We start from the raw sequence: 13720 nt of genomic DNA on the forward strand, positions 1-13720 counted from the left end.
TTGCTGCTGCCTTCATAAGGTAGAACGTGACAAGCCTCATCGCATATAGTGTATGGAGGTCTCGCTTTCTAACATGAAAGGGATCACCCCCTACATTGTGATTGACGGAGGTCAGACCTTATAGTACAATCATCCTTGTGTTACTAAGATTTTTATTCTATCAAGAAAGGCAGGGTAGATGTTCAGGAACTCTCTTATAATTATAGCGCCCGAACTAAGCGATCGGACGACAGATGCTTAGTTGACGAGGATGGAGGTTATCGAATTTTCGGCGGATGCCTCCCGGCTGATCAAAAGAGATCACAGCCGTAAGTGTTTCTTTAAAGCAAAGAGGTGATTCTTTGTACAAAGGGAATACACATGATCTCCCAAATTAAACATGTAGAGAGGGACGAAGAAATGTCCCTTCTATTTTAGTAGGCTTTCCTTGTCCCTTTCACATGATCGGGAGGAAGAATATTTATGTGTGGAATCGTAGGTTATATTGGTCAGAATGATGCGAAGGAAATTTTATTAAAAGGTTTAGAGAAGCTTGAATACCGCGGGTATGACTCAGCAGGTATCGCTGTGGCAAACGAAGAAGGCGTGCATGTGTTCAAAGAAAAAGGACGTATCGCTGAGCTTCGTGAGGTCGTTGATGCAAACGTGGCATCGTCAGCAGGAATTGGACATACCCGCTGGGCAACACACGGTGTACCAAGCCATCTAAATGCGCATCCGCATCAAAGTGCTTCTGGCCGTTTTACGCTTGTTCATAACGGTGTCATCGAGAACTATGTACAATTGACACGCGAATATTTACAAGACGTCACACTTAAAAGCGACACAGATACAGAGGTTGTTGTTCAAGTCATCGAACAATTTGTAAACAGAGGTCTTGATACAGAGGAAGCTTTCCGTCAAACGCTTCTTCAACTAAAAGGCTCTTACGCAATTGCCCTTTTCGATAACGAAAACAAAGAAACAATCTATGTGGCGAAAAACAAAAGCCCATTATTGGTTGGTTTCGGCGAAGACTTCAACGTTGTGGCTTCTGACGCAATGGCGATGCTTCAAGTAACGAACGAATATGCGGAATTAATGGATAAAGAAATGGTCATTGTCACCAAAGACGAGGTCATCATCAAAAACCTTGACGGTGATATCATGACACGTCCTTCTTATATCGCTGAGCTTGATGCAAGCGACATCGAGAAAGGCACATATCCTCACTACATGTTAAAAGAAACGGATGAACAGCCGCTTGTCATGCGCAAAATCATCCAAGAATATCAAGACGAAAACGGCAAGCTGTCAGTCGCTGGCGATATCGCAAGCGCAGTAGCAGAAGCAGACCGCATTTACATTGTGGCTTGTGGAACGAGCTACCATGCTGGACTTGTTGGTAAACAATATATTGAAGACTGGGCGAAAGTACCTGTAGAAGTCCATGTAGCAAGTGAATTCTCTTACAACATGCCGCTTCTATCGAAAAAGCCGTTGTTCATCTTCCTTTCTCAATCTGGGGAGACTGCGGACAGCCGTGCTGTACTTGTTCAAGTCAAAGAGCTTGGTCATAAAGCATTAACGATCACAAACGTGCCAGGATCAACGCTTTCTCGTGAAGCGGATTTCACATTGCTTCTTCATGCAGGACCAGAAATCGCAGTGGCTTCAACAAAAGCCTACACAGCACAAATTGCTGTTCTCGCGATCCTTGCATCCGTTGCCGCTGAATTAAATGGTCAATCTCTTGACTTTGATCTTGTGAAAGAGCTTGGTATTGTGGCAAACGCAATGGAAGCCCTTGTCGATCAAAAGGATGAAATGGAACAAATCGCTCGTGACTTCTTCACAGTGACACGTAACGCATTCTTTATCGGAAGAGGACTTGACTACTATGTGTGCCTTGAAGGTTCACTAAAACTAAAAGAGATCTCTTACATCCAAGCAGAAGGATTTGCTGGCGGAGAACTCAAACACGGCACGATTGCTTTAATTGAAGAAGGCACACCGGTCATTGCCCTTGCAACACAAGAGCACGTGAACCTCAGCATTCGCGGTAACGTCAAAGAAGTTGTTGCACGCGGAGCAAACCCATGTGTCATCTCACTGAAAGGCCTAGAAGACGAAGACGACCGTTTCGTCCTTCCAGCTGTACACCCAGCACTTGCACCACTTGCATCTGTTGTCCCATTACAGCTGATCGCTTACTACGCAGCCCTTCACCGCGGGTGTGATGTGGATAAACCACGTAACCTTGCGAAGAGTGTGACGGTGGAGTAGGTTTTAAATAAAATCGGATTTTTGATACCCCTTTAGATATCATTTTCTAAAGGGGTATTTTTGTGAATAGAACAACTTTGATCATCAATATAAAGATTTTTTTTCAAGGAGGAGATGTCATTTTTATTCGATACTTAAAAAAGGAAAAATGGGGAATTACTTTTTTCTTGATTGGTTATGTCGCATTGTTTATTAGCTCTTATTTGTTGATTGGTGATCCTGCTTCAAGTGGAGGACCAATTGGTGTATTCATTGGTTTTTGTATCGTTCAATTTCTAAAATATAGGGCTTTTAAAAAAGATGAAGAGAATAAAAAGGGAAATAGTAGAGGTTTATACCATCGTTTATAAGTTGTATTGATATGTAATTCCCATTGGTTATAATGTGCTATGTTCATTAAAGATAGAATGCTGAACTGGTTTGAAAATAAAGGGGATAGGCATGTTATACATGAGAAGAAATACAAGTAAAGCATTTAACAAAGAAAGAGAGCAGACACATGACCAAACATAAAATTTACACAATGAGCTTTGCAAAGGTCTATCCTCTCTACATCGCAAAGGCAGAGAGAAAGGGACGAACGAAGTCTGAGGTTGATACGATTATTTGTTGGTTAACGGGGTACAGTGCAGATGAGTTACAGCAACAGTTGGACAAACAGATAGACGTTGAAGCCTTTTTTGCTGAGGCTCCAGAGCTGCATCCTTCCCGTAGCTTAATTAAAGGAGTCATCTGCGGTGTTCGAGTAGAGGACATTGAGGAAGAAACGATGAAAAACATTCGTTATCTAGATAAGCTGATTGATGAGTTAGCAAAAGGAAAGACGATGGAAAAGATTTTGCGAGTTTCATCATGATCATCACAAGCAAGCCCAGTGAACAACCTTCACTGGGCTTTTTTATATCTTATAGACCATTCGATTGATAAAAATAAAATCCATTTGAACGAATTCACTTTTCATGTCGTCAAAAGTAGTGATATCAAAACAAAATGGTGTTTGAAAAAGGAGTGGCGTGGATGGATATGAAGATGATTTTACCTCTTATTTTGCTGCAAGCGATTTTAATGGTGATTGGTTTGTTTGATTTGCTGAAAAGAGATCCATCGAGGATTAGAGGTGAAGTGAAGTGGGTTTGGGCTTTGGTGATTGTGTTTGTGGCGAGTGCCGGTCCTATTGCGTATTTCATTTTTGGTCGTAAACAATCTTAGTAGGGGGGATTCGCTTGAATATGCTAGAGTGTCACGGGCTGACGAAATCGTATGGCCCGAATGAAGTTTTAAAAAATGTTTCGTTTTCTGTTGGGGAGGTCGGATGTGTCGGCTTTTTAGGAGCCAATGGAGCGGGGAAGACAACGACGATCCGGATTCTGACGGGGCTTGCTCGTCCTACGACTGGTGTTGTGAAGGTGGCGGGATTGGATGTGACAAAGGATATGAATCAAATCAGTCATGTGATGGGGTATTGTCCGCAGCATCCTGCATTTTATCAGGATATGACGGGGCAGGAATGGATGCATTGGGTTGGCGGGTTATTTCATTTAGAGAAAAAAATCATTCGTTCCAAAACAGAGGAGCTGTTGAAGCTTTGCCGTGTGTATGAGGCGAAGGATCGCGTTATTGGCAGCTATAGTGGAGGCATGAAGCAGAGACTTGCCATTGCGCAGGCGCTCATCAACAGCCCGAAGGTTCTTATTCTAGATGAACCTGTCTCTGCACTTGATCCGATGGGGAGAAAAGACGTCCTGACTTTGATTGAGCGTCTAAAGCATGAGATGCTGATCTTTATGTCGACCCATATTTTAGATGACATTGAGCGGGTGGCGGATCATATTATCATGATCAACAGTGGGAAAATTGAGATGTCCTCTTCCATGAAACAGATCAAAGAAGACTATATTCAGCCCATGATTGAATTTCAATTAGATCAACAGAATGCGGAGCTAGTGGCTTTGTTAAAGGAGCGGGATTGGGTGGAGGATTGTATTGAGACTGGAGACGCTTATCAGGTGCGAGTCAACGATCAACAAACGGCATTGAAGGAGCTGCCGGGTCTTATCACTGAAGCTGGTGGTATTCTCCTCCATTATCAACTATCTAAGCTGACGCTTGAAGATATTTTCATGAAGGTTGTGAATGCATGATGATGCTAAAAAAGGAATTTAGGGAGTTATTCACTAGTTATAAAATCTTATTTGTTCCTATCATTTTTACGATTTTAATGATTACACAGCCTATTACGCTCAAAATGCTGCCGGATCTTCTATCTAAATCAGCTAATTTACCTGAAGGGTCTACATTTTATATACCAGAGCCTAGCGCTGGAGAGGCTTTAGCAAGTGCATTGAGTAAATTCGATTCGCTCGGCGTTTTTATTCTCATTATGATCGTGATGGGGACGATTGCGGGAGAGCGTGCCTCTGGGGTCGCTTCGATGATTATGGTGAAACCAGTCAGTCGAGCGAGTTATTATATATCAAAAATATGTGCCTATGCCTGTTTAACCTTGTTTAGTTTGATAGTGGCGGTGCTAGCTTCCGTTTATTATGTGGACATCCAGTTTGGGCATGTGGATTGGGGCAATGTGTTAAAAGGAACGCTTTTGTATTATCCGAACCTACTGCTCATTGTGGTGTCGACCATTTGTGCATCGGCGTTCTTTAAGCGCTCTGTGACTGCGGGCGGTGTTTCTCTTTTGATCAACCTCATCCTTTTTACCGTTCCTTCGTTTTATGAGAATACATTAGGGAAGTTTGCACCTAAAGGCGTAACAAGTGCGGCTGAGGAGATGATTCATAGAGGGACTTATTCGGATGAGGCACTTACAAGCTTTCTAGGTGTATCGGTATTGATTGGTTTCTTTTTTCTCATCGGATGGTTTCTTTTTAGAAAACAAGAATTATAGCAGGCAAATGCGATTGTTTCTTCGAGTTTACTACGAGCATAAAAATCTGAATACGGTTGAAAGTTTGGTATGATGGATGAAAATTGATTGTATTTTCAGAAAAGGGGTTTTTATCAATGAGAACATCACGTAATCCTGAGACCATTCACCCGCCAGTTGCACCTTATGCCCATCAAATAGAGACAACCGGACCACAGCGGTGGTTAACCCTATCAGGGCAAGTGGGGATGGAAGTCGATGGGACCATCCCAGAGAGCCCGATGGAGCAGCTCGAACTAGCATTAGAGAATGTGAAACGAAACGTTGAAGCCGCAGATATGAAAGTGGAGGATATAACGAAGCTTGTGTTTTATTTGGTAGGCGAGTTTGATGCCGCGGGCAGAAAACGAGTCATGAGTCAGTTTTTAGGGGATCATTTGCCTTGTATGACGATGATATTTGTGGTGGCTTTGGCTTCTCCTGCTTTAAAGGTAGAGGTGGATGCGTGGGCGTGTCAGGAGATGGTTTTGGGTGATGAGAGAAAATGACTTTACACAAATAGGTGTGTTTTGTTGTTTCAATCTAACATAGAATTAAAAAGAAACGTCGTTTTTTTCCGCAGGTGTTGGAATGATTTTGCTAATTTTAATGATGCTGAAATGGTTACCGATTTCTACAGATGGAGAGCTGACGTTGATTTTATTCGGATTGGGAATATTGTTTTATTTAAAGCGTGTGATGCGGAAAGAAGATAGTCATCATTCATTAGTATGATACCTAGAATATAAATTCTAGGTTTTTTTATTAAATTTACCTTAAAACATGATTTTTCACATGGGGATGAGATCCAATTTTTTAAAAGTGTGGTAGGATAAATATGCTTTATTTTTATATTTTCCGAAGGAGCTGTCGTGTTGAAGGGATCTAGGGTTGAATTTATTGATAGTTTACGTGGTTTTAGTTTATTAGGTATTTTGATTGTGAATATGCTTAATTTTCAATATGATTATGATTTTGAGGAGATGTATGATCCGAGCATATGGGGACAGGAGTTTGGGGTATATGTGACGGAAATCTTGTTCCAAGGGTCATTTTATCCGATTTTCTCCTTTTTGTTTGGTTATTCTTTTATCAAACTGATTGAATCTACAAAGGCCAAGGGGCTGAATACGAATGCCATCGTCGTTCGCCGCGGCTTTGGTCTTATTGTGCTTGGGATGCTGCATTTAATCTTTATTTGGAATGGTGACATTCTTCTCTATTATGGAGCTTGTACGTTTTTCCTAATGATGTTTATACACAGCCGAATCAAAACAGTGTTTATATGGTCGGGTATTTTAGGTGCCGTATCTTTAGTGATTTATCCATCTCTAATGAATTTTATTTACGGAAATTCTGAATTATTAACAAATGTATATGGGACTGGTACATATGGCGATATTGTGTTGAGCCGGATTACAATCGAAGATGATATGGTAATCGTCTCCATCATGATGGCAATTGTAACACTTACTCTGACACCAATTTTAAGTCTTCTCTATGCTCCTATCATGATCGGTCCATTTGCACTGCTTGGCATGGCGATCGGGAAAAAGGTCATCTGACAGAAGAAGATCGAGGAATGACCTATCGCAAGGGCTGGATGTGGATGATCATCATCGGGCTCGCCTTAAAATGTGTGACGTTTATTGATGCCCCTTGGAGTGAAATGGTGAAGACGTTAGGTGCCTATGTGCTGACGATCGGTTATATTCAAGCCTTTATTGTTTTTTACTATTCAAAGGCTGCCCAAGGCTTGAAACGTCTGCTCGCAAGGCTTGGCCGTTTGTCTCTATCAAACTATTTGGCGCAGTCGATTATTTGTACAACGATTTTCTATTCTTATGGACTTGGTTTATTTGGACAGATGGGGTCGATGTTTGGGCTGGTGCTTGCTGTCGGACTTTACACAGCACAGCTGTTCATCAGCTATCTCTATTTGAAAAAGTGGAGAAGAGGTCCTGTGGAATGGCTTATGGGAAAATGGGTATATTGGAGATAAATGTTTTATTAAAACGTGAACAGGTAAGGAGTTTACTATTGAGAATAGAGCACTTTAAGACTGTAATCTCCTATGACTCTTTTAGGAATCCTCAAAATTAATTTTTACTAATCATGAGTATTGGAAAAAATAAATATGTATAAATACGGGTTTCATCTTAATTGAATCTAAGAACTATTCCTACTAGGGTGATGATTGAATTTTATAATTTTCTCTGACAATTATACAGGTCACCGTTATATAACATTCATCCAGTGTATTTTAAATCGGATAGAAAATTTAAAAATCCCATTCAAACTTCTTTTTATTTTGAGATAATGACATAAAGTTTACATATTTAGAATAAAAAGAGAGGTGGGTTACATGTCACAAATTAAAGCTAATGATGAAAAGGGGAGCTATAGATGGGTTATACTCATAATAGCTACCTTTTCACAAACATGTGCAACGTTTGTAAATTACGGAGTAGGTCCTTTAGCAACATTTTGTCAAGAAATATATAGCTTATCACAATTTCAAACAGGTTTAATTGTATCAGCTGTAAATATTGGTCCTATATTCTCTATGCTAATATTCGGTAACATAATGGATAAATACGGTGAGCGTTGGGTTGTAGGAATAGGATCAATTTTATTAGGACTTACCATGTTAATAACACTTCCTATTAATGAATATGTATACCTTTTGATTGTTCTTGCTTTTGTCGGGGTTTGGTATGGGACGGCTCAACCAGGGGGGAGCAGCGCAATCATCAATTGGTTCCCTAAAAATAAAAACAGAGGTCTTGCAATGGGGATTCGTCAAACCGGAATACCACTTGGTGGTGCTTTAGCTTCAACAACTCTACCTTTTTTCTTTTATAATTATGGTTTATCTTCAGCTAAATTAACACAAGCTATTGTAGCAATTGCAGGTGGTATAATCTTTTCAATTTTCTACAAAGATCATGGAATGACTGCGCAAAGACAACAGAATGATCGTTTTTTGGAGAAAATTAATAAGATCAAAGCAAAATCGAGTCTTTATCCAGTATTTTTTATTGGAATGAGTATGATTTCTTTACAATTAATCATATTAGCTCACCTGATGAGTTATCTAAGCAATACCTTACATATATCATTAAGTATTTCTGGAACGTTGTTAAGTGTGGTTTTAATTGGCGGTGCAATTGGAAGGATATTGTTAGCATGGATCAGTGACAATTTGTTTAATGGAGATAGAAGTAAGCCATTACAACTTACAATATTATTAACTGTCAGTATTTTAATTGTTCTAGTCTATTTTTTGAATTATCTTCCACTATGGGGAATTTATATAATTTGTTTCATTTTAGGTTTTTTAGGAGTGGGATGGTACAGTTTATTTATTGTGTTAATGTCTGAAAAAGCAGATAAAGAGTTTATCGGATTAACTGTAAGCTTTGGATTAACTTTAAATCAAATTTTTATTGTGCTGGCACCCTCTCTATTTGGCTTATCAGTGGATTATTTTAATGGATATAAACTACCGTTCTTCCTATTAATATTGTTTATATCAATAGGGGGTATATGGCTTAACTTATCCGAAAGAAACAATAAATGTAAAACGCAAAAAGAAACTGAAAAAGTACCTCTAAATAGAAAAAAACGCCATAGAATGACCTAATTTTCATTCTATGGCGTTTTCACACTCGTTAGTGATTTAAAGCAACGCTAGCTTCTTTATTCCTTTTAACACATATGCGTACGATGAAAAGGCAGAAACAAATATTCTATTAAACTCCTTGCCCTATACACGTAAAGAAATTATCGCATCACGTTATCTTGGTGCCGTTTTTTATATGATTATTGCGATTGGGCTGACAAGTGCTGCATTATTTAGTTTTGGGAAGCTGTTTACGGTGACGGATATTGCCATTGGAAGTGGTCTGTTTTTATTGTTTGCGGCGTGTACATTTCCTTTTTTTTATATTCTGAAGCCTGGATATATCACAACGGCAGTGATTATTGGTTTTATCCTTTTATCCGCTATTGGGCCGCCAATTGTGGCCTATTTAGCAGAGCAATTCAGTGCGATCACTGATTTTGTGTTGAATTTATCAATTCCGATGTTATATACCGGATCAGCTGTGCTCGTCATGTTAATCTACCTGATGTCTTGGGGACTATCTACCGCTATTTATCAGAGAAAAGTGTTTTAATGCAGATAGATCACATAAAAATAGGAAGAATCATTCATTTTGGGGAAGCGTTTTCAAAATGGATGATTCTTATTTTTATTTTAGCGATAGTCCCATGATGAAGTTGACATAAAAAAGAAAAGGAGTTATTGTTATTTAACATAATGTTAATTATTTTTAACATAAAGTTAAATAAAACATCCTTTAAGAAAGGAATTTGAAATGGAGATTAAAAATAGAATCAAGGTGTTACGGGCAGAAAGAGATTGGACACAAAAGGATTTGGCAGAGAGGTTAGGTGTCACTCGTCAAACTGTGGCAGCGATTGAAAATGGTAAATATTCTTTGTCTTTAAAACTAGCATTTCAAATTGCTAGAACATTTGAAGTTGATTTGTATGATGTATTTCAAGAGGTCGATAAGGAGGAACAACGATGATGACGACAATCATACTTTATTCTCTGATTATCCTTTCTGTTTTAAGCACAGCTTTTCAATTTAAGAAAAACCGTGAATATAAACATGATGAACGGGGTCAATTTATTTTAGCGAAAGCAGGAAGTTTTTCAATTATAGGTGTGGCTATAGCATATATATTGGTTGCTGTCATTCAATCTTTAGTCCATCAATTCTCATCTCCAACAGAGTGGTTTTATATAGCGATTACTTTTATGTATGTATCAAGTGTTTGCGCAAATACAATTGGCATCATCTATTGTGAAAGAAAATATTAATCTTTCATCGATGGATGTAAGCCAGGGTTCTTCATCATGAAGGGAAGAGAAAAATAATGAAAAAACTATTGAAAATCATGCTGATATCTATATGCTCCATTATCACTGTCATGGCAGTTTTTCTAGCAAGTGTTTATTTTGTAAATCTATATAGTAATGAAAGGGAGAAGGGGAAAATAGAAGATTACGGGAAAAAAGTCGTGGTGGATGGGAAGCATATGAATGTGCTCATTCAAGGCGACGGGAAAGAAACGATTGTACTTCTCCCAGGCTATGGAACTCCTTCACCAGTGCTAGATTTTAAGCCTCTAGTAGATGAATTATCACCATATTATAGAGTCGTAGTGATTGAACCGTTTGGTTATGGTTTAAGTGACGATACAGATAAAGTACGGACAAGTCAAAACATTATGGATGAGATTCATGAATGTTTGCAAAAGCTCAACATTAATAAATATACGTTGATGGGCCATTCGATTTCTGGCATTTATGGATTAGAATATGTGAATCAATATGAAAAAGAAGTCCAAGCGTTTGTTGGAATTGATAGTAGTGTTCCTAAGCAGGATACGGGTGAAGAATTTCCAGTCTCCAGCTTACAGCTGCTCAATCAATCTGGCTTTTACAGATTGTTATTGAAATTGAATCCAGAGCAAGTGTTGATGCCTAAAGTGGATGATCATACGAGAGCTCAGATCAAAATGCTTACCTTTCGAAATTTCCTGAATGAAAGCCAAGCTAGTGAGGCAGAAAATTTCACGAATAATTTTAAAAACGCTCAACGTTTACATTTTCCTAAGAATCTACCCGTTGTTTTTTATCTAGCTGATCAATCGGAGGCTGATACACCAAACTGGAAAGCAATGCATGAAGATCTGCTGAAAAATTCAAACCACGGGAAAATAGTTACTTTTAAAGCTGACCATTATTTGCACCATACGAAATCAAAGGAAATGGCAGCTGATCTTAGAGAATTTCTATCTAACATCGAGAGTCACTGATATTGAGATTCCTCCTCAACATCATGTAGATACTCAATTTTATTGAACAAATGGAATAGAGCGCAATTTTGATCAAAAACAGGCGTGCTGATTTGTTTTATGATTAAGAAGAGGTGATTTCCTATTGGAGTCGCATTTGATGGATAAGCTGTCGCTGTGGCAGGTGCCTGAGATAGTGGGGTATTCTCATGAGGACACCTACAACCAATATGGTAGAGGCTCCAGCATTGCCAGATGTTCCAGCTTGAGAAGACCGTGTGAGCGGTCTTTTTTTAATTCCTATATTGACAGTTTATGATTAAGTAGATTAAAATACATACCAACGGTCGGTATGTAAAAGGAGGCGTTTCATTTGGCCAGAAATAAATATCCAGAAAAGACAATCCAGCAAATTTTGGATGTGTCGACGAAGCTGTTTCAGGAAAAAGGATTCGAAAAGACGAGTTTGCAGGATATCATCCATGAATTGAATATGTCCAAGGGTGCTATTTACCATCATTTCAAATCGAAGGAAGAAATATTACGTGCCGTGATGGAGAGACAATTTCGCCATGCGACTGAGAAGCTTGAAGATCTGATTGAGCATACCGAGGCAGCTCATGCGAAAGAGAAGCTGCAGCGTATTTTAGAGCAGCTTGTGGCAGATCCAAAGTCCCATTCGATTGATGGGATCTTGGTTGACCAGATCAAAAACCCGCAATTTGTCATTGAGGGAATGAAGACAGGCGTAAATCAGGATGCTGTGAAAATCAAACAGATCATTATGGAAGGGATTGAGGATGGGTCGATGACGACTGCTTTTCCTGGTGAAGTGGCAGAGGTGTTTATGCTTCTTGTGAATATATGGCTGAACCCAACACTATTTGTTCGTAATCATGAAGAAACTGTACAGCGATTGTGTTTTTTAAAGCAGATGATGAAAGGACTTGGAGTGGATGTGGTGAGTGAGCTGTTTATTCAAAAGGTCACAGCACATTATGCTCATATTGGAGGCTATGATCAGTCTGGAACATAAATGGTCAGTTAAGGGACAATAAGCAAAATTCAGGTCATAGGAGGGTGCCTTATGCTTCACTTCATGAAACTAGAGCTAAGAAAAAGTCATATGAAACATTACATTCAAGCGAGTATGGTCGCAAGTATTGTACTGCTGGTATTTATCTATTTTGTCGCGTTTGTTGCACAGATTGAACAGGAAATGGCATTTCAGCAATATTCGAATATTTATTTGTTAACCAGTATAGTATGGATGATCTTTTTTTCGATCGTCACAGCTATGATGTATTGGCGGGTTGTGGTGACTGAATATAAGGAACAGGCATCAAGTTCAACGAGCCAGAAAGCATTCCCCTTTTCCAAAATGGTCTGGATACTGTGTTTTTCAACGATTGCGATGATGTGTAGTATCATTCCCTCATTTGTTGTGTTTAGTGTCACCGAAATGCTCTTTCCTATTGTCCATGATAAGCTGACAGCTGATATCTTTTTTACTTTGATCAAAACGTTCCTTGTCTTTACTTGCTGTGTCAATGGTATTGGTATGATGGCGATGAGAGTGGGGCTGATGAAGAAATCTATTTTCATCACCATTCTGACTGCGATTGTTCTATGTGCTGTTTTGGGAAACGTATCGATAGCTATCTATGGAAATGATCAATTGAATCTCGTCCTGTCAGGCGTCATGATCGTTGCTGTTCTCATTGTGATCTTGGAATTGCCGGGGAAAATGGACCGGCTGCAGGCGAGATGAGTTGTATGTAAAAGGAGGGAAATATGTGGAGCATACGGTTCGAATTGAAGAAGCGGTGGTAGAACTGTCGATAGACTGGCTTCTGGGAGAGGTGCGTATTCATCACCATGAGCATCCGTATCTATTGATTCATCAAACGACTGAACACGCATTTCCTCATCGATATTTACTGCATCATGAGGTAAGAGAAGGACGACTGGTGATTCAAGATAGAAGAAAAAGAACATTCAGCCTAGGATTTCACCTTCATCAAACGGATGTGGAGCTTTATCTTCCTAAAAAACTACTACAGTCTCTATTCATTCACTGTAAAGGAGCGAATCTTCATGCAGAGAGGATCAAGGTGGAAAACGTCCATTGCCATTTAACATCTGGAAGGTCGATGCTATCGGGTGAAATCAAGCATCTTCATTTACAGACAGTAGGTGGACTTATATCTAGTCAACAGCTGGCAGCGCAGACATTAAAATTACACACCACATCGTCAAAAGTTGAATTGACTGGAGCTTTTTTAGATGTTGATCTGCTTGTAACAGGTAGAAAGATACAGATTCATTCTACAAACATGCTAAATTCACTTAAGTCTACTTCAACTGGAGTATTTGTCAAAGTGGCGATTCCGGAAAATGATGGGTTTGTATGTTATGTGAAAAAAAGATCAGGAGTTTTTCAGAATGACTTTACTTGTGTTCATGACAAAGAAAAAATGGTGCATAAGGATGGACAGAGAACCTTTGAGATCGATATAAGAGGCGGTCGGTTTCTATTAAGTAATGTGCGTTGAAGTGATTTTCAACCTTTCATTCAATATATCAATATAAAACAATTTGAACCTCTTTTTATATCAGAATATTTTGTCAATAGTGTTTTCCTCAAAAAAACAATTGTTT

17 protein-coding genes and 1 pseudogene are annotated in these 13720 nt (G+C 39.0%); all 18 read left to right on the forward strand.

Annotated features, from left to right (window positions below):
* The first annotated feature begins 462 nt into the window (after positions 1-462).
* The 18 genes and pseudogenes from glmS (at position 463) to IEE86_RS17785 (ending at position 13614) form a co-directional block, all read left to right on the forward strand.
* A complete protein-coding gene (gene glmS / locus IEE86_RS17705; protein WP_191098346.1) occupies positions 463-2265 on the forward strand; it encodes a glutamine--fructose-6-phosphate transaminase (isomerizing) in 1803 nt (600 codons plus the stop codon).
* Positions 2266-2327: 62 nt separating this feature from the next.
* Positions 2328-2615, forward strand: a complete 288-nt coding sequence (locus IEE86_RS17710) for a hypothetical protein (protein WP_191098347.1) — start codon at positions 2328-2330, stop codon at positions 2613-2615.
* 149 nt (positions 2616-2764) lie between these two features.
* Entirely contained in the window at positions 2765-3121 is a 357-nt protein-coding gene (locus IEE86_RS17715; protein ID WP_191098348.1) for a DUF2200 domain-containing protein, read from the forward strand.
* A gap of 161 nt (positions 3122-3282) precedes the next feature.
* A complete protein-coding gene (locus tag IEE86_RS17720; RefSeq protein ID WP_003217265.1) occupies positions 3283-3474 on the forward strand; it encodes a PLD nuclease N-terminal domain-containing protein in 192 nt (63 codons plus the stop codon).
* 14 nt (positions 3475-3488) lie between these two features.
* Complete coding sequence (locus tag IEE86_RS17725; RefSeq protein WP_191098349.1) at positions 3489-4406, forward strand: ABC transporter ATP-binding protein; 918 nt, start codon at positions 3489-3491, stop codon at positions 4404-4406.
* Positions 4403-5167 (forward strand): ABC transporter permease, encoded by a 765-nt coding sequence (locus tag IEE86_RS17730; protein ID WP_191098350.1) that lies wholly within the window; start codon positions 4403-4405, stop codon positions 5165-5167. Before IEE86_RS17725 ends, IEE86_RS17730 begins: the two co-directional genes overlap by 4 nt.
* Positions 5168-5283: 116 nt before the next feature.
* Complete coding sequence (locus tag IEE86_RS17735) at positions 5284-5694, forward strand: RidA family protein (protein WP_191098351.1); 411 nt, start codon at positions 5284-5286, stop codon at positions 5692-5694.
* Between the two features lie 82 nt (positions 5695-5776).
* Positions 5777-5920: a hypothetical protein gene (locus IEE86_RS17740; RefSeq protein ID WP_224741068.1), complete on the forward strand. Its 144-nt coding sequence runs from the start codon at positions 5777-5779 to the stop codon at positions 5918-5920.
* A gap of 140 nt (positions 5921-6060) precedes the next feature.
* Positions 6061-6750, forward strand: a complete 690-nt coding sequence (locus IEE86_RS19460; protein ID WP_224741069.1) for a DUF418 domain-containing protein — start codon at positions 6061-6063, stop codon at positions 6748-6750.
* Positions 6751-6767: 17 nt separating this feature from the next.
* A complete protein-coding gene (locus IEE86_RS19465; protein ID WP_263479585.1) occupies positions 6768-7187 on the forward strand; it encodes a DUF418 domain-containing protein in 420 nt (139 codons plus the stop codon).
* A gap of 363 nt (positions 7188-7550) precedes the next feature.
* Entirely contained in the window at positions 7551-8831 is a 1281-nt protein-coding gene (locus tag IEE86_RS17750; RefSeq protein WP_191098352.1) for an MFS transporter, read from the forward strand.
* Between the two features lie 46 nt (positions 8832-8877).
* Positions 8878-9366, forward strand: a pseudogene (locus tag IEE86_RS17755) (ABC-2 transporter permease); the annotation flags it as partial.
* Positions 9367-9567: 201 nt separating this feature from the next.
* Positions 9568-9783, forward strand: coding sequence for a helix-turn-helix transcriptional regulator (locus tag IEE86_RS17760; protein WP_191098353.1), 216 nt, complete (start codon positions 9568-9570; stop codon positions 9781-9783).
* Entirely contained in the window at positions 9780-10079 is a 300-nt protein-coding gene (locus IEE86_RS17765; RefSeq protein ID WP_191098354.1) for a hypothetical protein, read from the forward strand. The genes IEE86_RS17760 and IEE86_RS17765 overlap by 4 nt, the downstream gene beginning before the upstream one ends.
* Before the next feature lie 56 nt (positions 10080-10135).
* Positions 10136-11080 carry an alpha/beta fold hydrolase gene (locus IEE86_RS17770; RefSeq protein WP_191098355.1) on the forward strand — a complete coding sequence of 315 codons (945 nt, stop codon included), beginning with the start codon at positions 10136-10138 and terminating at the stop codon, positions 11078-11080.
* 382 nt (positions 11081-11462) lie between these two features.
* Entirely contained in the window at positions 11463-12095 is a 633-nt protein-coding gene (locus IEE86_RS17775; RefSeq protein ID WP_191098378.1) for a TetR/AcrR family transcriptional regulator, read from the forward strand.
* 51 nt (positions 12096-12146) lie between these two features.
* Positions 12147-12830: a bacitracin ABC transporter permease gene (locus tag IEE86_RS17780; protein WP_191098356.1), complete on the forward strand. Its 684-nt coding sequence runs from the start codon at positions 12147-12149 to the stop codon at positions 12828-12830.
* A gap of 25 nt (positions 12831-12855) precedes the next feature.
* The gene (locus IEE86_RS17785; protein WP_191098357.1) at positions 12856-13614 is read left to right on the forward strand and encodes a DUF4097 family beta strand repeat-containing protein; all 759 of its coding nucleotides are present in this window, start codon (positions 12856-12858) and stop codon (positions 13612-13614) included.
* The last annotated feature ends 106 nt before the right edge of the window (positions 13615-13720 follow it).

The organism is Bacillus crepusculi (assembly GCF_014764715.1).
GTDB lineage: Bacteria > Bacillota > Bacilli > Bacillales > Bacillaceae > Bacillus.

What these genes read in the sequence shown, in the direction of transcription:
- glmS (WP_191098346.1), top strand. Translation starts at nt 463, where the DNA reads ATGTGTGGAATCGTAGGTTATATTGGTCAGAATGATGCGAAGGAAATT.
- IEE86_RS17715 (WP_191098348.1), top strand. Translation starts at nt 2,765, where the DNA reads ATGACCAAACATAAAATTTACACAATGAGCTTTGCAAAGGTCTATCCT.
- IEE86_RS17720 (WP_003217265.1), top strand. Translation starts at nt 3,283, where the DNA reads ATGGATATGAAGATGATTTTACCTCTTATTTTGCTGCAAGCGATTTTA.
- IEE86_RS17730 (WP_191098350.1), top strand. Translation starts at nt 4,403, where the DNA reads ATGATGATGCTAAAAAAGGAATTTAGGGAGTTATTCACTAGTTATAAA.
- IEE86_RS17735 (WP_191098351.1), top strand. Translation starts at nt 5,284, where the DNA reads ATGAGAACATCACGTAATCCTGAGACCATTCACCCGCCAGTTGCACCT.
- IEE86_RS17740 (WP_224741068.1), top strand. Translation starts at nt 5,777, where the DNA reads ATGATTTTGCTAATTTTAATGATGCTGAAATGGTTACCGATTTCTACA.
- IEE86_RS19465 (WP_263479585.1), top strand. Translation starts at nt 6,768, where the DNA reads ATGACCTATCGCAAGGGCTGGATGTGGATGATCATCATCGGGCTCGCC.
- IEE86_RS17750 (WP_191098352.1), top strand. Translation starts at nt 7,551, where the DNA reads ATGTCACAAATTAAAGCTAATGATGAAAAGGGGAGCTATAGATGGGTT.
- IEE86_RS17760 (WP_191098353.1), top strand. Translation starts at nt 9,568, where the DNA reads ATGGAGATTAAAAATAGAATCAAGGTGTTACGGGCAGAAAGAGATTGG.
- IEE86_RS17765 (WP_191098354.1), top strand. Translation starts at nt 9,780, where the DNA reads ATGATGACGACAATCATACTTTATTCTCTGATTATCCTTTCTGTTTTA.
- IEE86_RS17770 (WP_191098355.1), top strand. Translation starts at nt 10,136, where the DNA reads ATGAAAAAACTATTGAAAATCATGCTGATATCTATATGCTCCATTATC.
- IEE86_RS17780 (WP_191098356.1), top strand. Translation starts at nt 12,147, where the DNA reads ATGCTTCACTTCATGAAACTAGAGCTAAGAAAAAGTCATATGAAACAT.